Raw genomic sequence first — 18,796 nt, 5'->3', positions numbered from 1 at the left:
TTTATGAGGCCTCACTGGCAGTGCCGGGGGCTTGCATGGGCGGTACTTCACCAAAGCGCACAATACGCCCAATAAACAGTACTGGACCTTGCGGTTGCCCGGCTGCTGCACCTTGGGCATTTTCTAATGTGATCTCAAATACCTGATCGTTCTCGATCGTGCCTATGAGAGATACGGGCAGTGCTACAGGCTTGTTAGGGTCAATCAATCCTAACGAGGTGGGCTTTGGATCAAAAGGGCGCTGTGTCCAAAGTTGAGCGCTTTGATTGGCATCCAGTTGTGTGTGCACTTTAGGTTCTAGTAGCAGATTGCCCTCAGGGTCAGAGGTCATAACCCAGCCTGGCGTGGAAGATTGACCAGGAGCCATCAAGATAGCGCCATAGCGTGGTGCCATTTCAATCACAGTGATGGGCGGCTTGGTAGGCAAAAGACTAATCACAATCAATGCCACGACAACCACAGCCAAAGCGATGGCCGCAATGCGCCATGGTTTAGACAGCTTCAGTGTGAAAGGTTTTTTGGTTTTGGCTGGTTTCTCTTTTTTAACGCGTGTTTCAGCGCGGGGTTCATCACGTTGGGCGGTGAAGCTTTCTGTGGGAACTGGAGAGAAGTCATCGTGCGTACTGCTGGCAGCAGTAGGTGCTGCATCATAGCGCTGGTTGTCGTAGTTAGGCTCGTCATCCCGTGCAGAAAAACTGATGTGATGTAGATCGTCAACAGCTTCGGGTTCAGGCTCAACAACTGCTGCGGTTTCTTGTTCTTTTGCAGGGATTGCAAACGTTGATGCCACGTCAGCACGGTACAGTTTTGGTTGAAAGTGCTGATGATCTGATGTTTGGTCAACGGTCAACGCAATGGGGTTTAGCCCCAGCATTTCCTGTATACGTATGAATAGCGTTTCGGAAGGTGGTTGTTGTTGCGGTAACAAATCACACAAGGCAATCAAGTCTTGTTCCCAGCTTAGAGCATCGTGCGCAGCTTGGTCATCATGTTGCAGTAAAGATTGTATGGATTTTTGCTCAGCATCGGAAAGCAAACCCAAGGTGTATTCAGCAATTTGTAGCTGTTGTTCATCCAGCGAGGTGCTTTGGCCGTGCAGTAGTTTACGCAGCAAGGCAATGCCTAAGCGGGTGCGTCTACGTAATTGACTGACTGGCGTATTTTCTATCTGAGCGATGTCCGCATAGTTTTTGCCTTGCAGATAAGCCATCAGCACTACCTGTTTGGAGGTTTGATCCAAACGAGGAAAGTAGGCCAGTAGCCCACTGCTGTAACGATGTCCTGGGGTGCTGCTAGGTAAGTCTCCCGCGCTGGCGCCGCGTTGTTGGTGTGCACGAGCACGGTAACGCAAGATGCTGTATACCCACGCTTGAGCACTGCCTAGCGATGTGTCAAAGCCCAACGAGTTTTTCCACGCTAGTACAAATGTTTCGCAAGCAAGGTTTTCTGCTGCAGAAGGGCTGCCCAGCATAGACAGGGAGTATGCCATGATGCGGGGCATTTCTTGTGTGTAAAGGTCAGCAAAAGCGCGTTGGTCGCCTTTGGCACAAAGCTGCAAGGCGGTGTTGAGATCGACGTGACGGGAAACCATGGGAGATGCTGCGTGCCAGAAAATGTAAACGAAACATCTATTGTAGGGGAAACTGTTGTTTAAAAGTGCTAAATCTTGTGCTGGGTGGGGGTAACAGTGATCTGTCTACCTAGGTGATTTGACGCATATAGTACCAAAGCAGTACCATATCCTTATTTGAGGCTTGCAAGAGATCGCGATATGCTGCGGATCAGCAAAATTATAGACTACGGAACCCTTGTTCTGACCCACATGGCGGGAGACCCCAACCGTGTGTTCAGCGCATCGGAGCTCGCTACACTACTGGGGTTGGGGCAACCTACAGTCAGTAAAGTGTTGAAGCTGCTAAGTCAGGATGAGCTGGTCATCAGTACTCGCGGTGCGCGTGGTGGTTATACGCTCGCGCGGCCAGCTAATGAAATTAGCGTTGCTCAGATTATTGATGCTCTGGACGATCAGCCTTTCGGTATTACCGAATGTGTGGCGACTCCAGGCGCCTGTAATGTGGAATCAGATTGCCACATTCGTAGCAACTGGCAACGAATCAACGATATTGTACGTCGAACGCTGGAAGATGTCAGCGTCGCAGATATGATTCGGCCTTCGCCCTCAGAATTCCCTCTTAAACGCACGGTCTTGCAAGACCAAACACCCTTCACAGCACGCACTTCCAAAGTGGAGCTTTCTTGAATGAGTACTGTCAACGAACACCTCGATACGTTTCTCGATAGAGAATACGAAGCAGGTTTTGTGACGGATATTGAATCTGTCATCATCCCTAAGGGGCTAAATGAAGATACCATCCGCCTGATTTCTGCGAAAAAGCAGGAGCCTGAGTTTATGCTCGAATGGCGTTTGGCTGCCTATCGTCAATGGTTGGAAATGAAGGCGCCGACGTGGTCGGTGGTGAATTATCCGCCTATAGACTTCCAAGACATCAGCTATTACGCGGCCCCAAAAAGCAAAGATGATGGCCCTAAAAGTCTGGATGAAGTCGATCCGGAATTGCTGCGTACCTACGAAAAACTAGGCGTACCTCTGCATGAGCGTGCACGTTTGGCAGGTGTGGCAGTAGATGCGGTATTTGACTCCGTGTCCGTGGCGACCACCTTTAAAAAGCAGCTAGAAGACGTAGGCGTTATTTTCTGTGCCTTCTCTGAAGCCGTGCATAAATACCCCGAGCTGATTCGTCAGTACTTGGGTACCGTAGTTCCTACTACGGATAACTTCTATGCAGCCTTGAACTCTGCAGTGTTCTCCGATGGTTCGTTTGTGTTTGTGCCTAAGGGTGTACGTTGCCCAATGGAACTCTCCACATATTTCCGTATTAATGCGGCCAATACAGGGCAGTTCGAGCGCACACTGATTATTGCTGAGGAAGGTGCTTCGGTAAGCTACCTGGAAGGCTGTACGGCGCCCATGCGAGATGAAAACCAGTTGCATGCGGCAGTGGTTGAACTGGTCGCGTTGGATGATGCAAGCATTAAATATTCCACCGTGCAAAACTGGTACCCCGGCGATAAAGATGGGGTAGGTGGCATTTACAACTTTGTGACGAAGCGTGGCGAATGCCGCGGCCCACGTTCACGCATCTCTTGGACTCAGGTAGAAACAGGGTCTGCAATCACTTGGAAATACCCAAGTGTGGTCTTGCGTGGTGATGACTCCGTAGGCGAGTTCTACTCGGTAGCGTTGAGTAATCACCGTCAGCAGGCAGATACCGGTACCAAAATGATCCATATGGGTAAGAACACCCGTAGCACCATCATTTCTAAAGGTATTTCGGCTGGTGAAGGTATGAACACGTACCGTGGTTTGGTGCGCATTACCCCTAAAGCAGAAAATGCCCGGAATTTTACCCAGTGTGACTCCTTGCTGATTGGTAAGCGCTGTTCAGCTCACACCTTCCCAACTATGGAAGTGCAAAACCCTACCGCTAGTGTAGAGCACGAAGCAACCGCATCTCGCATTGGCGAGGATCAGTTGTTCTATGCCATGCAGCGTGGGATTTCAGCTGAAGATGCCGTTTCCATGATCGTGAACGGTTTTTGCAAGGATGTTATTAAAGAGTTGCCAATGGAATTTGCAGTCGAGGCCCAAAACCTGCTCGGCGTAAGTTTGGAAGGCAGTGTAGGTTAAGGAGAGCTTCATCATGTTGAGTATTAAAGATTTACGTGCTTCTATTGAAGACAAACAAATTTTGCGCGGTCTGAATCTGGAAGTTAAAGCGGGTGAAGTCCATGCCATCATGGGCCCTAATGGCTCCGGTAAAAGTACGTTGTCGCAAGTGTTGGCGGGTCGTGATGACTACACTATCAACGGCGGCTCGGTAGAGTTTGATGGTCAAGATTTGTTGGACATGGCCATTGAAGAGCGTGCCCGCAATGGTGTGTTCTTGGCTTTCCAATACCCCATCGAGATTCCTGGCGTGTCTAACGCTTACTTCCTGCGTGCATCCTTGAACGCTATTCGCCGTCAACGCGGTGAGCCTGAGTTGGATGCCATGGATTTCTTGAAGCTGGTTAAAGCTGAAATGAAAACCGTAGGGATGCGCGAAGAGTTCTTGTACCGCTCTGTGAACGAAGGCTTCTCTGGCGGCGAGAAAAAACGTAATGAAGTTCTGCAGATGAGTCTGTTGGAACCTAAACTGGCCATTCTGGACGAAACTGACTCCGGTTTGGATATTGACGCGCTGCGTGTGGTGGCTGATGGTGTGAACCGTCTGCGTGCACCTGATCGCGCCATGATCGTGATTACTCACTATCAACGTCTGTTGGATTACATTGTTCCTGATCACGTACACGTTTTGGCTAATGGTCAGATCATCAAGTCTGGCGATGCTAGCTTGGCGCTGGAACTGGAAAAACGCGGTTACGGCTGGGTAAAAGAATTGGCTGCGGAACAGGCTGCTAAAGGAGCCGCTGTATGAGCAAGCTCCCTGCATGGGTCACGGAGTATGCGCAGACACTGGCAGAAGCACCCGCATGGCTAAATAGCCAGCGACAGCAGGCCTTGGAGCGTTTTGCAGCAGAAGGTTGGCCAACCACCAAACAAGAAAATTGGCACCACACCTCGTTGGCATTTCTGGAGCAAGCTGCTTACCAGCGTCCAGTCAGTGCTGATGCGGCCGCACAAGTTAAAGCGTTGCAACACGCTGAAACTGGCTACTGGTTAGTGTTTGTAGATGGCAAGTATGCAAGCCAGTTGTCGCAACTGGATAACGTACCTGCTGGTGTGACACTGGGCGCATTGGCTGCTCAGCTAAATGATGTCGATCTAGAACAGTACTATGGTGCAGCAGATGCTGGTACCAGCGTTAGCGCATTGAACTTGGCATTGGCGGAAGACGGTGCTTATGTGCACGTCGCTAAAGGCGTCATGCTAGAGCAACCAGTGCACGTAGTATTCATGAATACGGTGGCACAAGGTGCTAGCTTCCCACGTAACGTAGTGCGTTTGGACGCGGGTGCAGTGGCGACTGTAGTCGAGCATCATGTCAGCCTGAACGACGATGTGGCTTCACTGAATAACGTAGTAACGCAAGCGTTTGTGGCAGCAGATGCGAACCTGACCCACCTGAAATTCCAGCAAGAAAACACACAAGCGTTGCACTTGGCTGATATCAGTGTGACACAGGAAAAAGCCTCGCGCTTTGAGTCGCACTCGTTGTCCTTTGGTGCTAAGTTGGCACGTCACAATATTCGTACCACATTCTTGGGCGAACGTTGCGAGACACTGTTCAACGGGTTGTACTACGTTGATGGCAAACGCCATGTAGACCACAACACGGTTATTGACCACGCAGTACCTAACTGCATTAGCCACGAATACTATCGCGGTATTTTGACTGATATGGCTCGCGGTGTGTTTAGCGGCCGTATTGTGGTGGGCAAGGGCGCAGATGGCACTGATGCTATCCAACGTTCAGACAGCTTGTTGTTGTCCAAACTGGCACGTAGCGATGCTCGTCCAGAGTTGGAAATCTACGCTGATGACGTGAAATGTGCGCACGGTGCTACCGTGGGTCAGCTAGACGAAGAAAGTCTGTTCTACCTGCGCTCTCGCGGTCTGAGTGAAGAAGAAGCCCGCAACCTGCTGATTTATGCGTTTGCAGCCTCCAGTTTGGAGCGCATACGCAATGATGCTCTGCGTGCTCGAGCAACCGCTAGTATTTCTGCCTTGCTGCCCGGCGGCTTGGCTTTGGTTGAGGAATAAATGATGAGCGCTTCTGCCGTTACTGAAATCAAACTGGATGTGCAAGGGGATTTTCCCATTCTGCAGCACCCCATCCGTGACAAGCGACTGGTGTATCTGGATAACGGAGCCACCACGCAGAAACCTCAGTGTGTTATTCAGGCTGAGCGCGAATTCTACGAACGCGAGAACGCCAATATACACCGCGGTGTGCATTGGCTCTCGCAGCACGCTACCGACTTGTACGATCGCAGTCGTGAGTGCACACGTGCATTTTTGAATGCGGCGCGTACAGAAGAGATCGTTTTCACCAGCGGCACTACTGATAGCATCAACTTGGTAGCGGCGACGTGGGGGCGTGCCAACATTAAGGCGGGCGATGAAATTTTGCTCACCATGTTAGAGCACCACTCCAATATCGTGCCGTGGCAGTTGTTGGCTGAAGAAAAAGGTGCTGTGATCAAAGTTGTGCCTATGCTAGAAGACGGCACCTTGGATCAGGCTGAGTACAGTCGTTTGCTAAGTCCACGCACAAAATTTGTGGGGCTTGTGCATGTGTCTAATGCGTTGGGTACCGTGAACCCCGTGAAAGAGATGATTGCGCAAGCGCATGCCGTGGGTGCGGTAGTGTTGTTAGATGGTGCTCAGGCTGTGGCGCACCAAGTGGTAGATGTACAAGATTTGGATTGTGATTTTTACGCCTTTTCGGGCCACAAAATCTACGGTCCTACCGGTGTAGGCGTGCTGTACGGTAAATACGCGATTTTGGATGCTATGCCACCTTGGAAAGGCGGTGGCGACATGATTCATACCGTGAGCTTTTCGGGCAGCACCTTTGCGCCAGCGCCACAACGCTTTGAAGCTGGTACGCCTAATATTGCGGGTGTGGTGGTATTGGCTGAGGCCTTGAAGTACGTACAACGTATTGGTTTTGATGCCATTACCGAGCACGAGCAAGCGCTGCTGGCCTATGCTACTGAGCAATTGCAAGCGTTGTCTGGCATCAAAATCATTGGTACAGCGCCGCATAAAGCCGGTGTGGTGTCATTCATGGTGGATGGCATACACCCCCACGACTTGGGCACGATCTTGGATATGGATGGCGTAGCCATTCGTGCTGGGCATCATTGCGCAATGCCGTTGATGACTGAACTGGGTATTCCCGGTACCGCTCGTGCGTCCTTTGGCGTGTACAACACATTTGCCGATGTAGATGCATTGGTAGCTAGTTTGAAAAAAGCACAGAAACTCTTTGGGGTAAGTGATGAGTAATGCATTTGATGGTCTGCGCGAACTCTATCAAGAAGTAATTTTTGACCATAACCGCAATCCACGAAATTTTAAGGCGTTGGATCCTGCTACACATCAGGCTGATGGGCATAACCCGTTGTGTGGTGACCAGTTGACTGTTTATGCGCGTCTGAATGACGAGGGCATCGTAGAAGAAGTGAGCTTTATTGGTCACGGCTGTGCGATCTCTAAGGCATCGGCCTCGTTGATGACTGAAGCTTGCAAAGGTAAAAGCAAGGCAGATGTAGAGCAACTGTTTGAAGATGTGCATGCCATGTTGACCCAAGAACACCCTGATCGAGACTTGGATAAACTGGAAGTATTGTCTGGCGTGAAAGAGTTCCCTGCACGTGTGAAGTGTGCATCTTTGGCTTGGCACACTTTGCATAATGCTATTTCCAAAGCCCAAGAAACCGCGAAGACAGAATAGGGGCAGACGTTGAGTTACTTCGACCGTGAAGATGTAGTAGTAAGTCGTGATTGTCCGGCTGTAACCATTCCTTATGGCTCACCGGTCACTATTGAAGCAGGTTGCATGGCAACCATCACGCAGCGCTTGGGTGGTAGTTTTACCGTCTTGGTAGAGGGCAACCTGTACCGTGTAGAAGGCTCAGATGCTGATGCATTGGGTCAAGACGTCGTAGAGCGCGAGGTATTCGTTCCTGAGCAGCCATTGAGCGAGAAAACTGTAGAAGATGCTGCGTGGATCGTGTTAACGCAGGTGTTTGACCCAGAAATTCCCGTTGATATTGTGAACTTGGGTTTAGTCTATACCTGCGCAGTGAGCCAATTAGAATCTGGCAATTACGCAATTCGTATGGAAATGACCTTAACGGCTCCCGGCTGCGGCATGGGGACCATGATTGCGGACGAAGCTCGCTTTAAACTGCAATCTATCCAAGGCGTTGAGCAGGTAGATGTTGATCTGGTGTGGGATCCACCGTGGAGTCGCGACATGATGAGCGAATCCGCCCGATTACAGCTAGGTATGTTGTAATACTAAAAACCGAGTCGTAGACTCGGTTTTTTATTGTCAGAGGCAAACACTATTGCCTATCCCTAAAAGCAGCATAGGGATGGGAGGCTGTAGATCAGCAGTGTTGCGCAAATCAGTGCGCATAGCAGCGACGTGTTTGCGGAATTAACTACATAGGTGATGAAGGGGTTTGAATGCAGTACAGGCGGTTAACAGAACAAGAAGTAGATAAAGTGTGGGAAATTGAACGACGTGAAATCGTTCAACATGTCTACGTGATGGTAAATGACCGTTTGCAGCTACGTGAGCAGTTTTACGATACACGTGGGTGGCCAGAAGGTGAGGAACAAGAATATGGCCCGGTTTTGCGCGCTTGCTTTGAACGTGGTGGCCTTTTTCTAGGGGCTTTTGAGGGGGACGAGTTAGCCGCCGTCAGCGTGATGGATAGTCGTCCTGTCACGGATTACCCTAAGCTGCATCAGTTAGCATTTTTGCATGTGAGCCATAGCTGGCGAGGTCAGGGGCTAGCATCTGAACTGTACGGCCGTACTAGAGCTGAAGCCCAAGCGATGGGTATTGCAGGCTTTTATATTTCTGCTACATCGACACAGCGCACCGTTGAGTTTTACCTCAGTCGTGGCGCAGAGCTAAGTTTACCGCCGGATCGTGAGCTCTATGAAAAAGAGCCCGACGATATTCATTTAGCGCACTGGTTTTACTAGTACAGAGCCACTAGGTCGTTAGACGGTAGTGGCTTCATTAGCAGTAGAAGCAGGGCGTACGTCCACCATACCATTCACATGTTGTAGTTCATTCTGAGCAGCACGTAACAGTTGATCCTCAGCAGAGCCGGGCGTATCACTTTGCCATGCCTCTTTAGGAAAATCAGACGGTGTACCATGCGCTATCAGATCGGCAAGTTTCTGTATGTATTGCAAATCGTGTGTGCTAAGGTTGCCGGTGCTGTTGATGGAGTAAGTGGTGATGTTATTCGCCATACGTGCGGCGCTGGAAATGAGCGGAAACCATGACAGGGCTTCTTGGCTCGCTGGTGGCGGGTCAGAGAGCTGTTTCTGCAGGTTGGTACGTATGTTCGCTATTTGCCCATAGGCAGCATGGCGTGCACTATGTAATTGGTTTTTTTGCTCAGAGACATTAGGTTGCAGTAATGTGGCGCGCAAATAGTTGGCCAACGCTAATCGTATCTGCTGGAAGTTTTGGTATAGCTGACGGTGATTTGTTTTGGGCCACAATAAATAACCAAATACTAGGGCGATAGCACCGCCTAGCAAGGTGTCTTCAAAACGCAGTAACGCATAATTCACGCCATTTTTTTCGGGGCTTACGTAATCTATCAGCACAAGCACCAATGGGGTGATGATCAGAGACATCATGGCGTACGAGCGTTGTGACGCCCACGGTAAGACAAAGGCAAGCGCTGCCATAATGAGCACAAACAACGGGCCTGGGCTCACAAAATACAGAATTAGCCCGCCAATAATGACGCCAAAGCTAGTACCTATACTGCGTAGCATGCTGCGCGAAAATACCGAGCCCATATCAGGTTTCATAACGAGAATTACCGTCATGGGAATCCAATACCAGTGACTGTAGTCGTCTTTCCAGCGTAACGCGTAAGCAATAAAAGTACAGACGGCTAGCGCGGCAGCAGCCAGCAGCACTTCTCTACCAGGGCTAAGTTCGCCCAAAACAGCGGCCAGTTGTTTGCGTTTGGCGGCGGGTTGTGGCGCGGTAATACTGTTATCGGGTAGGGTGCTTGAACGTTGCCATAGAGTTTGAAATAGCTCGTTAGCGTCTTTGTTTAGGCTAGTGTTGCAACCCGGTGTTTCGTCAGCAACGGGAATATGCTTAGATTTAGAAGCATACGCCGTGGCAGCTTTCTGTAAGGTGGTTGCTATGGCGCTAAGTTGAGTACTGTCTGCGCAACCCACTATAGAGGCAAATAAACTATCAAAACGTTGCAGCACCGCGGCGGTGTGTTCAGACCCTAAGTTTCTGCCTTGCGACAATGAACGGGTGTGAAACATTAGTGTGTACAAGGTGTTTAAGTTAGTGGTGATCTGCTGTTCGTCTTGTTCTATAGGTTGCTTTTTGGCGCGATGTAACGCTAATAATGCCAGTGCGCGTAGTAGGTTTTCTGAGGCTTGATCCTCAGGTCTATGTCTGAGTATTAAGGCTTCTAAGCCTAATAAGGCAGCGTAAAACACAATACCTATAAATGCTAACAGCGCTACATGCCAGTAATGATTAATAGCAGGGTTCCCGACGGCGACAGTACCCATCATCAGCATCTGCATGGTGCCAATGGATAGTGCGGAGTTATAGCTACTTAAAATGGCCGAGATAAAAGCCAAGACAGTAAAGCACAGTATGACCACTTCCCATGGTAGATAGCTTAAATAGCCCAGCAATATACCCAGTAAACTGAGCGGCGTAGTGATTAGCATGCGCTGAAACTGGATATGGTAGGGGTTGTCGCGTTCCCCCCCCATTTGCAGTAGGAAGCCCATGGCTACCCAGAGATAAACGCCCAGTTCGCCAGAGAGCGTCCCTATGGCTAATGGCAGGCCTATGCCTAACGCTGCTCTGGTTGAGCGTGGCCAATTCCACTTAGCAGGTTGTAGGCGTGTTAACTGCCGTACCCATGCTACGGGGTGAGCAAAGGACGCAGGGCGAGGCTGGTTGGACTGCAAGGTTTTTGCCATCTACACAAAACCAGAAGGGTGAAAGCAGAGGCAGTAGCCCCCGTCGTAGTTAGAATGCTGCGAAGGTAGTCATCTCTGTTCTATAGCACACTCTGTGGCAAGCACAGTGGTTTGCTATAGAACAGAGTAATCAAGTTTTGTAGCGACGCAATGTTTGTAGATTTTGGTAACAATTAAGCGTAACTGTGCAAAACAGTGGCGGTCTGTGGCGTGAGCTAGGGAGCTAGGCCGCCTAATTCCAGCGTATGACGTAATGCATTCAGATTTTCTGGAGTGACATAAATAATGCCAGCACCCGGGGAATCTATTTCTGAGATCATGAGCAAAGCAAGTGAAATCAGTGCAGGCAGCAGCATGATTATGGTGTTGTTGCCATGAATGCCACGTATGTTGTGTCCTAGCAAGAAGTTGGAGCACACCGCGAAGAACAGCAGCAATACCCATGCAGCACCAGGTACTTGTCGTTGCCAACTGGACATGGTTTTTTGTTGAGCGGTATACAGCTCATTGCTTGCATTTAACGCTGTTACCATCACGGCATTAGGATTTTGCTGCGCCAGTTGGCTAATCAATTTCCACATATGGGTTTGCAGTTGAATGGCTTCTAAACGAATGTCTGCGCGGTTGTTCTCGTCGGTGGTTTCAAAAAACTGTATGCGTAGTGTCAGGTATTCTTGCAGCATAGCTTCTGCACGAGGTTGGTACTTTTCTTCCAGCACAGAAATGCGTTGAAAGGCATTACCAATGGCGATAGCTTCGTTTTCTTCTGCCTGTATACGGGCTTGATAACCGTTGATGGCAAACGAAAAAGTAAAGCCCACTAGCAAACCAAATAACGACAAAATGGCACCCAATACAATTTTCAACTCGTCGTCTACTGGTTGATCTTGTGCTTGACGCCGTTTACCAATGCGCTTGCCCAGAAAAGCTGCCCCCATCAGCAAAACAAGGGTAGACAGCATCAGCACGTAGTGGGCATAGTTGCCAGCCAAAAGAAATTCCATGTATGTAGGTGTGCGTGAGGTAAGAGTGTTGATAAGGAGTAGTTACTGTAAACGGCTGGACAGTGCTTGCTTCACAGAAAGCCATTCATGACTCAGGATGGAGAACACTACCGTATCTCGATAACCACCATTAGGCATTTTTTGATGATTGCGCAGCACACCATCTTGTTTGGCGCCAAGACGAGCAATGGCTTGTCTGGAGGCATGATTGTGCCAGTTGGTTCTAAACTCTACGGCAATGGCATCACAGCACTCAAAGGCGTGGGTAAGCAGCAGTAATTTGCATTCTGTATTAGTGGCGGTGCGTTGGCAGCGTTTGGCATACCAGGTATAGCCAATTTCTACTCGGTGATTCACCAGGTCGGCGTTGCACAAGCGAGTGCTGCCTACGATATCGCCGGTTGCGTTATCGATGACAGCAAATGGCAGCGACACCCCAGCGGCTTGGTCTGCAAATGCTTTGCTGAGGTAGGTGTCAATACTATCTGCGCTGGGTACGCTGGTAAACCACAGCGTCCAGAGCTCTCCATCACTGGCAGCTAACAATAACGCGTCGCGATCGCTGGGCTGAAGGGGGCGTAGTGTGACGGTTGTGCCTTGCAGTGTGACCGGGGTTAGCCAAGGTGATGTCGCAACCATGAATGTCTCCGTGTAAATTGGCTGGTGAAAGTCGCTGTTTTACACGCCTGGTTCGCAAAAATTGGCGGTGTATGACAACGTTTAGGATGAGCAACGTAGTATAAAACCACTCGCTATACAGTAGCTGAGGGCCGCCTCGTTCTATACTAGAAAGCTACAGTTTTAAGGAAAGCAGTATGGAAAGCGCGATGACCTTGCGTGGGACGCGTGTGTTGCTGCGCCCGTGGCGTACCGATGATTTGGCGGCATTTGCTCAGTTAAATGCCGATCCTGCCGTGATGGAGTTCTTTCCATCGGTGTTGGATACCGAGCAGAGCGATGATTTAGCAAGGCGTATACAAGCAGGCTTTGAGAACAACGGCTTTGGTTTTTGGGCAGTAGAAATACCCGGTGCGCTGCCTTTTGCGGGGTTTGTTGGGTTGTCTGTGCCCGGTAGTGCAGGGCTGCCTTTTATGCCTACTGTGGAAATAGGTTGGCGCTTATGTCAGCAAGCGTGGGGGAAAGGGTATGCGAGTGAGGCAGCACGCGTTGTGTTAGCGCATGCATTCACTGAGCTAAAACTACCGGAAGTGGTGGCGTTCACGACGCTAACGAATCTGCGATCGCAAGCGGTGATGCAGCGTATAGGATTGAGCTATGCCGAAGGCGAAGATTTCATGCATCCGGCATTGCCAGCAGATCACCCGCTGCGTCACCATGTGCTGTACCGGGTACAGTATGAGGACTGGTTAAAACAACAGTAGTGAGTGGCGTGTTGTGTTAGCATTGCAAGCGTATATCGAAATAGGCTTCACTTTCGCCTAGTTCTCGGAAGCCATCTGTTTGCGCTTGTGATGCGGCAGATAACCATTGTTTCACTAAGCTGATTTGTGAGTCGTTTAGCTCGTACTCTGAGGTTTCTTCGGCATTGCGCCAGGCTTGATAGGCTTGGATTACCGCATCTGGCCCGCCTAGTTTGCGTTCCAGTGTGCGTTGAAAGCGTGATTCAGCGTCGCGCTTATTGCGTTCAGCTAAGTCTTTTGGGGCATCTTCTAAGCGGATAATATATAGCATGGTAATCTCCTTAATGCTGTGTATTTATACAGTATATTTACGAAGATGATCAAGCGATTTTTGTGAAGTATGCGGTGTTTTTGATGCGTTGCCCCGCCTAGGGCAGGCAGAAGGCCGTAGTAATGCATGTATAATGCGCCATCACAACCCTTTCCTGAACTGCATCATGAAAAACCTGTTTTTAGGCATGTCGTTAGTGTGTGGCATCGTGTTAGCTGGCTGCACCACACAAGAAAAGAAAATCATCAAAGAATTAGAAGACATGCCTGGCGTTACATGCGATGTTAACGCGACAGACGGGTTAGACGATTGCCGTCCTGATAGCGTGCCGTTGTCAAATACTGGCGCTTGATTTCAAACAGGGTGTAGCAGCCTCTGGTCACTTGTAGTATGCGTAAGCTCTTTCAAAGCATAGAGTCACACTTGGTGGTGTGGGTGCTGTTGGTGGCTGTAGTGGGTTTACTGTGGCCTACACCGGGGCAGTGGTTAGCGCCCGGTATTAGTGCTTTGCTCGCGTTGTTAATGCTGGTTATCAGCTTAACCTTTGATGCGAGAGCCGTTACCGTCGTATTGCGCCACCCAGCTAAGCAGTTTCTAGCGTTGTTCTTGGTCTATGTGCCCATGTCTCTAGTGGGTTGGCTGACTGGGCGCTGGTTTTTTGGGCAAGGGGCATTAGCCGACGGCCAAACCTTACTGGGTATATTGCCTACCGATGTTTCCGCGCCGTTATTGGTGTTGATGGCACAGGGAAACGTTGCCTTAGCGGCAGTCTTGAATGCTGTGAATACAGCCTTGGCCCCCTTTATCATTCCATTTTTATTCTTAGGACTCACCGGCGTGGAGCTGGATGTTCCGCTAGGGAATATTGTGGCTGAACTCGTTTTAATCGTATTAGTGCCCACGGTAGTGGGGGTAGGGTTACGGACACGATTCACGACAGCCGTAGCACGCTACGATTCGGTGTATGCCGGAGCAGGTTCGCTGTTGTATTTGCTGATTTTGTTGGCGGTGATCGGGCCTAATTCGCAAACGATTTTGGATTATGGTTGGTATGCTTGGGTGATTGCGGCAGCTGCGCTGTGCTTGAATCTGGTAGGGTACGCCGTGGGCATGTGCGCCAAAATCTGGATTACTGACAGGCAAGAGCTGATTGCCTATTTGTTTACCGTGAGTAAAAAAGAATTCAGCATTGCTGCCGCCTTTGTGGCAGCGTCTGGTTTGCCCTCTGAAATCGCTATTCCTGCGGTGTTTTTTGCCATTGTGCAGATGGTGACGTCACCGTTGGTTGCGAGATTATTAACTCGCCGCGCGCAGGCATAAGACATCCAGAGCTACGAGTGCTGTTGAGCAATATGCGCTATTTGTTGGCGTAACCAATGATGGGCCGGATCAGCGTCTCTACGTGTGTGCCACACTTGTACAAAGTTAAACGAGGCAATATCCAGCGGTGGAGCAAAGCTGCATAGTGGTGGGATCAGTCCTTCAGGACTCAGGTTTCCCTTCGCCACGGTCAAGATTAAATCGGTGCCAGCAATCAGGGTATTAGCAACGCCCCAGTGCGGCAACGACACCATCACGTGACGTTTGGCCCCCAGTGCTTGTAGGGCCACATCTATTTCATTGTTTAAATGCGGTTGCATGGCGACGCTCACATGGGGGCGTGAAAGCCATTCATCTAACGTCAGTGTACCTGTGCTGTTTAAGGTAGAGGCATCGGCTACACAGGTAAAGGCTTCTTCAAACAGTACCTGCTCTTTTAGGGCTGGTGTTACCCCCATGGGGAACACACCTAAAGCTATATCGACTTCCGCATCCATCACCTGAGCCAACATGGCTTCACGACTACCTTGGCTAATCAACAACTCAATATGAGGTGCTTGTTGGCGTAAGGTACGTACCAGCACGGGCAAAATAATGCGCGCGCCATAATCCGACATGGCTAGCCTAAAACTACGTGCTTCGTGTGTGGGATCAAAAGTAGGGGCTTGGAATAGGGTTTCAAGCTGATTGAGCGCCTGGCCTAGTAACGGCAGCAGATCCGTTGCTGTACTGGTCAGCGTGAGTTTGCCTGCCCGGCGCACCAATAAAGGATCATTAAAAATGCGGCGCAGATGGGCCAAGGCATGGCTCATGGCCGGTTGGCTTTTATGCAACCTGCTGGCAGCACGTGATACGTGCTTTTCTTCCAGTAAGGCATGTAGGCATAGCAAGAGGTTGAGGTCTATGCGACGTAAATTATTCATTGTAAGAATAATGATTACTAGATAATTAGAATTTCAATTCATATTATATATACATTAGACTGTATTCAACATATGAACATTCTGTAAGGGTCTAGAGCAAAATGAATGCTTCTCTCTATCATGCGTTGTTATTAGGTGCGGCGTTAATTGCCGGTGCGGTAGTGCCATTTCAGTCGGGTAGTAATGCGCTGTTGGGGCGCATGCTAGGGCATCCGCTGTGGGCGACGGTGACGTCCTTATGCGTGAGCTTACTGGCAGTGATACCGCTGTTGCTATTGTTCCGTGCGCCGCTTCCAAAGATAGAGCAAGCTTTGCAAGCGCCATTCTGGGTATGGACGGGTGGGTTATCTGGGGTGATATTTATTACCGCGGCGCTATTGATTACACCTAGACTGGGAGCTACCGGTTTTATGATCAGTGCCATTGCGGGGCAGATACTGGTCGCGATGTTGATTGATCACTTTGGGCTGATGGGTTTGCCTATCAAAGAAGTGAATGTAGGCCGTGTGATAGGTGTAGTGATGATTTTCGCGGGCGTTATGGTAGTGCAACGTTTTACTCCCTAGTGATATTCAAAGTGTGATGAGCGGGCTTTATAGCCCGCTTTTTTGTTTCTACCGCTGTACTTCGTGTGCTTTTGCGTACTGTAGTAGCAGCGCAATAACGACTGCATTGCGTGTTGTATTCCAGTTTTTTATTTGTTGTAATATAAACTGTTTGTATAACAACAGTTGGTGTGCATCATGAGTATGATCCAGGAATACGAGGCTTTCGGCTCGTTGTTAGGGCAGGTGACTCGAGTATGGCGTAAGACCATGAATGAAAGCTTGGTTGAGTTTGGTTTGACTGAAGGTACGTGGCGCCCACTGATTTATCTGTTCAGAGCTGTTGAACCGTTATCGCAAAATGACTTGGCTGAACTCATGGGTTTAGATAGGTCCTCCGTAGTGCGATTGCTAGATGTATTGCAGCACGCAGGATATGTCACACGACAGGAAGACACTCAAGATCGGCGTATTAAGCGTTTGCATTTGACGCAGGCCGGAACTGAGGTGGCATTGCAAGTTAAAAAGGCATCGCAACAGGTGCTGCAGCAAGTATTTGATGCTATCCCTGATGATCTGCTTTCCAGCACGCAGTCGGGGTTGCAGCAGATTTTGCAGCTACTTAGCCAACCTCGTTAAGCTTGCGGAGACTCGCCATGCGTACACTTAAACAGTGGCTCATCCCAGATGCGCACATGCCACCCTTGTGGGGGTTGGCTATGCTGACGTTTAGCGGCACGTTGGCCATGCATATCTTTGTGCCAGCATTGCCCGATGCGGCTGCAAGCCTAGCGGCTACACCTGCGCAAATGCAAATGACCATTAGTTTTTACATTGTAGGTTTGGCGGTGGGCCAGCTGATATATGGTCCTCTTTCAGACCGATACGGTAGACGAAAACCGTTACTGGTAGGGTTAGCGCTGTATATTTTGGCGAGTTTTTTTGCGCTATTTGTAGCTGGCGTAGAGAGCCTGATTGCGTTGCGTTTATTAGCTGCCTTGGGTGGTTGCGCGGGTATGGTGTTAGGGCGAGTCATTGTGCGTGACACCACACGTGTGGCCCAAGACGTGGCCAGCCGGTTGGCATTAATGAATGTGATGGTGGTGATAGGCCCAGGTTTAGCACCATTATTGGGTGGGGTACTGGTACACCATTTGGGTTGGCGTTCTGTATTCGTATTCTTGTGCTTGCTGGGCATTGCCAATATGGCCTACACCATTTTCCTGCTGCCCGAAACACGTCAGCCTTCCGTTCGCACACGTTCTGTGATGCGTGAATACTGGAGTTTGCTACGCTCGCCTGTGTTTTTAGGCTATGCCGTAGGTGGCGGTTTGGCGACCACGTCCATTTATGCGGTAGTGGCAGCAGCCCCGTTTGTGTTTATTGAGCAATTGCATAAGCCGGCCTCGGAAGTAGGGGGCTATTTGTCGTTAGTGATTGGGGCGATGGCCTTGGGCAACTTGTTGGCCCGGTTTTTGTTGCGCCGTTTACCCTTGCGTCAGGTATTACTGGGGGCGAATGCGCTGAGCATCGTGAGCGCTGTATTTCTGTTCGTAGTGTGTGTGAGCGTAGAGTTGAACGTAGGGTTATTTATCGGGCCTGCTATCGTGTTTTCCATTGCCGCTGGGTTGACCAGTCCTGCTGCCGCGACGCAGGTGATTAGCGTACAGCCAGAATTATCGGGTGCTGCCTCAGGATTGTATGGGTTTGGTCAAATGATGATAGGGGCCGTCTGTACTGTGGTGACGGGCTTAGGTGCAGACCATGCGCTGTTGGCTGCGCTGACCTTGCTGATTTCCAGTTTGGTAGGGCAGTTCGCGTTTAGACGTGCGTTGGCATAACGCGTTTATTAACGGCGTTGTGATGCGGTTTCTATGGTTCTGAAGGTGAGGTTGACGCGTGGCTGATGTACGGTACGTGTGGGCGGAAGGCGGTGCAGCCAATGCGTTTGCGTGATACCTGTCATGATCAATAAGCTGCCGTGCTCCAACACGATGGACTGTGTTTGCCCCGTGACTTTGTGCTTAAAACTGAACTTACGCTGCGCGCCTAAACTGAGCGAAGCAATAGCGCCATTTTTCTTTAGATCACGTTCGGCATCACTGTGCCACGCCATGCCTTCTTCACCTGAGTGGTACAAGTTGGCCAAGCAGGCGTTGTAGCACTCGCCACTCTGTGTTTCTACCAGCGCTTTAAGTTCTTCTAGAACAGGTGGCCATGGCAACGCCGTTTTGGTTTTTTTAGAATAGGTGTACTGAAACGGCTGATCGGCATACCAAGCCACTTTGCGTTTGGTGAATACCGTTTCACCCATAATCAGAGCTTCGTCTTGCTTCCATTCCAGCGTGTCTAGCAGTGTTTGGTAATACGCTTGAGCACGTGCGGCATCCATCACTACTCCGTAGTAATACACCTCACCGTCATAGGGGAGTAAGTTGGTGTGCTGCAGAGGGGTATCGAAGAGATCCAGATTAGAGGTAGACATAGCGGTGCAGGGGTAAAAACATCATCAGTGCAGTAGTGTATCAAGAGCTTATAGTGCACAGAGGTGAAGGT

21 protein-coding genes are annotated in these 18,796 nt (G+C 49.9%); 14 read left to right on the top strand and 7 right to left on the bottom strand.

Translation table 11 applies throughout. From position 1 onward, the window contains the following. Position 1 precedes the first annotated feature (1 nt). Positions 2 to 1,591 (bottom strand): anti-sigma factor domain-containing protein, encoded by a 1,590-nt coding sequence (locus AC3QL0_RS09100; protein WP_493008194.1) that lies wholly within the window; start codon positions 1,589 to 1,591, stop codon positions 2 to 4. Positions 1,592 to 1,771: 180 nt separating this feature from the next. Here AC3QL0_RS09100 and AC3QL0_RS09095 point away from each other — a divergent pair, with 180 nt between their 5' ends. From AC3QL0_RS09095 to AC3QL0_RS09060, 8 genes are all read left to right on the top strand, one after another. After that, on the top strand, positions 1,772 to 2,260 hold the full coding sequence (locus AC3QL0_RS09095) for an SUF system Fe-S cluster assembly regulator (protein WP_493008193.1): 489 nt from the start codon (positions 1,772 to 1,774) through the stop codon (positions 2,258 to 2,260). Beyond that, the gene (gene sufB, locus AC3QL0_RS09090; RefSeq protein WP_493008192.1) at positions 2,261 to 3,709 is read left to right on the top strand and encodes a Fe-S cluster assembly protein SufB; all 1,449 of its coding nucleotides are present in this window, start codon (positions 2,261 to 2,263) and stop codon (positions 3,707 to 3,709) included. It abuts the gene before it with no gap. A gap of 13 nt (positions 3,710 to 3,722) precedes the next feature. Beyond that, complete coding sequence (sufC, locus tag AC3QL0_RS09085) at positions 3,723 to 4,499, top strand: Fe-S cluster assembly ATPase SufC (RefSeq protein ID WP_166408954.1); 777 nt, start codon at positions 3,723 to 3,725, stop codon at positions 4,497 to 4,499. Beyond that, positions 4,496 to 5,785 carry a Fe-S cluster assembly protein SufD gene (sufD, locus tag AC3QL0_RS09080; RefSeq protein ID WP_493008191.1) on the top strand — a complete coding sequence of 430 codons (1,290 nt, stop codon included), beginning with the start codon at positions 4,496 to 4,498 and terminating at the stop codon, positions 5,783 to 5,785. Before sufC ends, sufD begins: the two co-directional genes overlap by 4 nt. Then, positions 5,786 to 7,036 carry a cysteine desulfurase gene (locus AC3QL0_RS09075; RefSeq protein WP_493008190.1) on the top strand — a complete coding sequence of 417 codons (1,251 nt, stop codon included), beginning with the start codon at positions 5,786 to 5,788 and terminating at the stop codon, positions 7,034 to 7,036. After that, entirely contained in the window at positions 7,029 to 7,484 is a 456-nt protein-coding gene (gene sufU, locus AC3QL0_RS09070) for a Fe-S cluster assembly sulfur transfer protein SufU (RefSeq protein ID WP_493008189.1), read from the top strand. The genes AC3QL0_RS09075 and sufU overlap by 8 nt, the downstream gene beginning before the upstream one ends. A 9-nt stretch (positions 7,485 to 7,493) precedes the next feature. After that, the gene (gene sufT / locus AC3QL0_RS09065) at positions 7,494 to 8,051 is read left to right on the top strand and encodes a putative Fe-S cluster assembly protein SufT (protein ID WP_493008188.1); all 558 of its coding nucleotides are present in this window, start codon (positions 7,494 to 7,496) and stop codon (positions 8,049 to 8,051) included. Positions 8,052 to 8,224: 173 nt separating this feature from the next. Continuing rightward, complete coding sequence (locus tag AC3QL0_RS09060; protein WP_493008187.1) at positions 8,225 to 8,752, top strand: GNAT family N-acetyltransferase; 528 nt, start codon at positions 8,225 to 8,227, stop codon at positions 8,750 to 8,752. An 18-nt stretch (positions 8,753 to 8,770) separates the two neighbouring features. Here AC3QL0_RS09060 and AC3QL0_RS09055 read toward each other — a convergent pair whose 3' ends face one another. The 3 genes from AC3QL0_RS09055 to AC3QL0_RS09045 form a co-directional block, all read right to left on the bottom strand. Continuing rightward, positions 8,771 to 10,756, bottom strand: coding sequence for an FUSC family protein (locus tag AC3QL0_RS09055; RefSeq protein ID WP_493008186.1), 1,986 nt, complete (start codon positions 10,754 to 10,756; stop codon positions 8,771 to 8,773). A gap of 215 nt (positions 10,757 to 10,971) precedes the next feature. Beyond that, a complete protein-coding gene (locus AC3QL0_RS09050) occupies positions 10,972 to 11,760 on the bottom strand; it encodes a bestrophin-like domain (RefSeq protein WP_493008185.1) in 789 nt (262 codons plus the stop codon). A gap of 42 nt (positions 11,761 to 11,802) precedes the next feature. Then, a complete protein-coding gene (locus tag AC3QL0_RS09045) occupies positions 11,803 to 12,399 on the bottom strand; it encodes a GNAT family N-acetyltransferase (protein ID WP_493008184.1) in 597 nt (198 codons plus the stop codon). 176 nt (positions 12,400 to 12,575) lie between these two features. On the opposite strand from AC3QL0_RS09045, the gene AC3QL0_RS09040 reads away from it, so the two are divergent. Next, a complete protein-coding gene (locus AC3QL0_RS09040; RefSeq protein ID WP_493008183.1) occupies positions 12,576 to 13,142 on the top strand; it encodes a GNAT family N-acetyltransferase in 567 nt (188 codons plus the stop codon). Positions 13,143 to 13,158: 16 nt separating this feature from the next. Here the strand turns inward: AC3QL0_RS09040 and AC3QL0_RS09035 are convergent, their stop codons facing one another. After that, entirely contained in the window at positions 13,159 to 13,452 is a 294-nt protein-coding gene (locus tag AC3QL0_RS09035) for a hypothetical protein (protein ID WP_430219975.1), read from the bottom strand. A 166-nt stretch (positions 13,453 to 13,618) separates the two neighbouring features. Between AC3QL0_RS09035 and AC3QL0_RS09030 the strand changes: the two genes are divergently transcribed. Continuing rightward, positions 13,619 to 13,804, top strand: coding sequence for a hypothetical protein (locus tag AC3QL0_RS09030; RefSeq protein ID WP_493008182.1), 186 nt, complete (start codon positions 13,619 to 13,621; stop codon positions 13,802 to 13,804). A 38-nt stretch (positions 13,805 to 13,842) separates the two neighbouring features. Then, complete coding sequence (locus AC3QL0_RS09025; protein WP_493008181.1) at positions 13,843 to 14,772, top strand: bile acid:sodium symporter family protein; 930 nt, start codon at positions 13,843 to 13,845, stop codon at positions 14,770 to 14,772. Positions 14,773 to 14,783: 11 nt separating this feature from the next. Here AC3QL0_RS09025 and AC3QL0_RS09020 read toward each other — a convergent pair whose 3' ends face one another. Next, a complete protein-coding gene (locus AC3QL0_RS09020; protein WP_493008180.1) occupies positions 14,784 to 15,695 on the bottom strand; it encodes a LysR family transcriptional regulator in 912 nt (303 codons plus the stop codon). Positions 15,696 to 15,796: 101 nt separating this feature from the next. Here AC3QL0_RS09020 and AC3QL0_RS09015 point away from each other — a divergent pair, with 101 nt between their 5' ends. The 3 genes from AC3QL0_RS09015 (at position 15,797) to AC3QL0_RS09005 (ending at position 18,081) form a co-directional block, all read left to right on the top strand. Continuing rightward, positions 15,797 to 16,261, top strand: coding sequence for a DMT family transporter (locus AC3QL0_RS09015; protein WP_493008179.1), 465 nt, complete (start codon positions 15,797 to 15,799; stop codon positions 16,259 to 16,261). Between the two features lie 177 nt (positions 16,262 to 16,438). Next, a complete protein-coding gene (locus AC3QL0_RS09010; protein WP_493008178.1) occupies positions 16,439 to 16,879 on the top strand; it encodes a MarR family winged helix-turn-helix transcriptional regulator in 441 nt (146 codons plus the stop codon). A gap of 17 nt (positions 16,880 to 16,896) precedes the next feature. Continuing rightward, positions 16,897 to 18,081, top strand: a complete 1,185-nt coding sequence (locus AC3QL0_RS09005; protein WP_493008177.1) for a Bcr/CflA family efflux MFS transporter — start codon at positions 16,897 to 16,899, stop codon at positions 18,079 to 18,081. Between the two features lie 8 nt (positions 18,082 to 18,089). Here AC3QL0_RS09005 and AC3QL0_RS09000 read toward each other — a convergent pair whose 3' ends face one another. Then, positions 18,090 to 18,725, bottom strand: coding sequence for an alpha-ketoglutarate-dependent dioxygenase AlkB family protein (locus AC3QL0_RS09000; protein WP_493008176.1), 636 nt, complete (start codon positions 18,723 to 18,725; stop codon positions 18,090 to 18,092). Positions 18,726 to 18,796: the final 71 nt, after the last annotated feature.

This window comes from Paenalcaligenes sp. GW821-LYS-B07-1 (genome assembly GCF_058803365.1).
Note: the sequence above shows the minus strand (reverse complement) of the source record. Positions and strands in the feature narration are given on the sequence as shown.

Coding starts and splice junctions, on each gene's coding strand:
- AC3QL0_RS09035 (WP_430219975.1), bottom strand. CDS start 13,452: ATGCTATATATTATCCGCTTAGAAGATGCCCCAAAAGACTTAGCTGAA.
- sufU (WP_493008189.1), top strand. CDS start 7,029: ATGAGTAATGCATTTGATGGTCTGCGCGAACTCTATCAAGAAGTAATT.
- AC3QL0_RS09040 (WP_493008183.1), top strand. CDS start 12,576: ATGGAAAGCGCGATGACCTTGCGTGGGACGCGTGTGTTGCTGCGCCCG.
- AC3QL0_RS09015 (WP_493008179.1), top strand. CDS start 15,797: ATGAATGCTTCTCTCTATCATGCGTTGTTATTAGGTGCGGCGTTAATT.
- AC3QL0_RS09100 (WP_493008194.1), bottom strand. CDS start 1,591: ATGGTTTCCCGTCACGTCGATCTCAACACCGCCTTGCAGCTTTGTGCC.
- AC3QL0_RS09000 (WP_493008176.1), bottom strand. CDS start 18,725: ATGTCTACCTCTAATCTGGATCTCTTCGATACCCCTCTGCAGCACACC.
- sufC (WP_166408954.1), top strand. CDS start 3,723: ATGTTGAGTATTAAAGATTTACGTGCTTCTATTGAAGACAAACAAATT.
- AC3QL0_RS09010 (WP_493008178.1), top strand. CDS start 16,439: ATGAGTATGATCCAGGAATACGAGGCTTTCGGCTCGTTGTTAGGGCAG.
- sufB (WP_493008192.1), top strand. CDS start 2,261: ATGAGTACTGTCAACGAACACCTCGATACGTTTCTCGATAGAGAATAC.
- AC3QL0_RS09020 (WP_493008180.1), bottom strand. CDS start 15,695: ATGAATAATTTACGTCGCATAGACCTCAACCTCTTGCTATGCCTACAT.
- AC3QL0_RS09005 (WP_493008177.1), top strand. CDS start 16,897: ATGCGTACACTTAAACAGTGGCTCATCCCAGATGCGCACATGCCACCC.
- AC3QL0_RS09060 (WP_493008187.1), top strand. CDS start 8,225: ATGCAGTACAGGCGGTTAACAGAACAAGAAGTAGATAAAGTGTGGGAA.
- AC3QL0_RS09095 (WP_493008193.1), top strand. CDS start 1,772: ATGCTGCGGATCAGCAAAATTATAGACTACGGAACCCTTGTTCTGACC.
- AC3QL0_RS09025 (WP_493008181.1), top strand. CDS start 13,843: ATGCGTAAGCTCTTTCAAAGCATAGAGTCACACTTGGTGGTGTGGGTG.
- AC3QL0_RS09045 (WP_493008184.1), bottom strand. CDS start 12,399: ATGGTTGCGACATCACCTTGGCTAACCCCGGTCACACTGCAAGGCACA.
- AC3QL0_RS09030 (WP_493008182.1), top strand. CDS start 13,619: ATGAAAAACCTGTTTTTAGGCATGTCGTTAGTGTGTGGCATCGTGTTA.
- sufD (WP_493008191.1), top strand. CDS start 4,496: ATGAGCAAGCTCCCTGCATGGGTCACGGAGTATGCGCAGACACTGGCA.
- AC3QL0_RS09075 (WP_493008190.1), top strand. CDS start 5,786: ATGATGAGCGCTTCTGCCGTTACTGAAATCAAACTGGATGTGCAAGGG.
- AC3QL0_RS09050 (WP_493008185.1), bottom strand. CDS start 11,760: ATGGAATTTCTTTTGGCTGGCAACTATGCCCACTACGTGCTGATGCTG.
- AC3QL0_RS09055 (WP_493008186.1), bottom strand. CDS start 10,756: ATGGCAAAAACCTTGCAGTCCAACCAGCCTCGCCCTGCGTCCTTTGCT.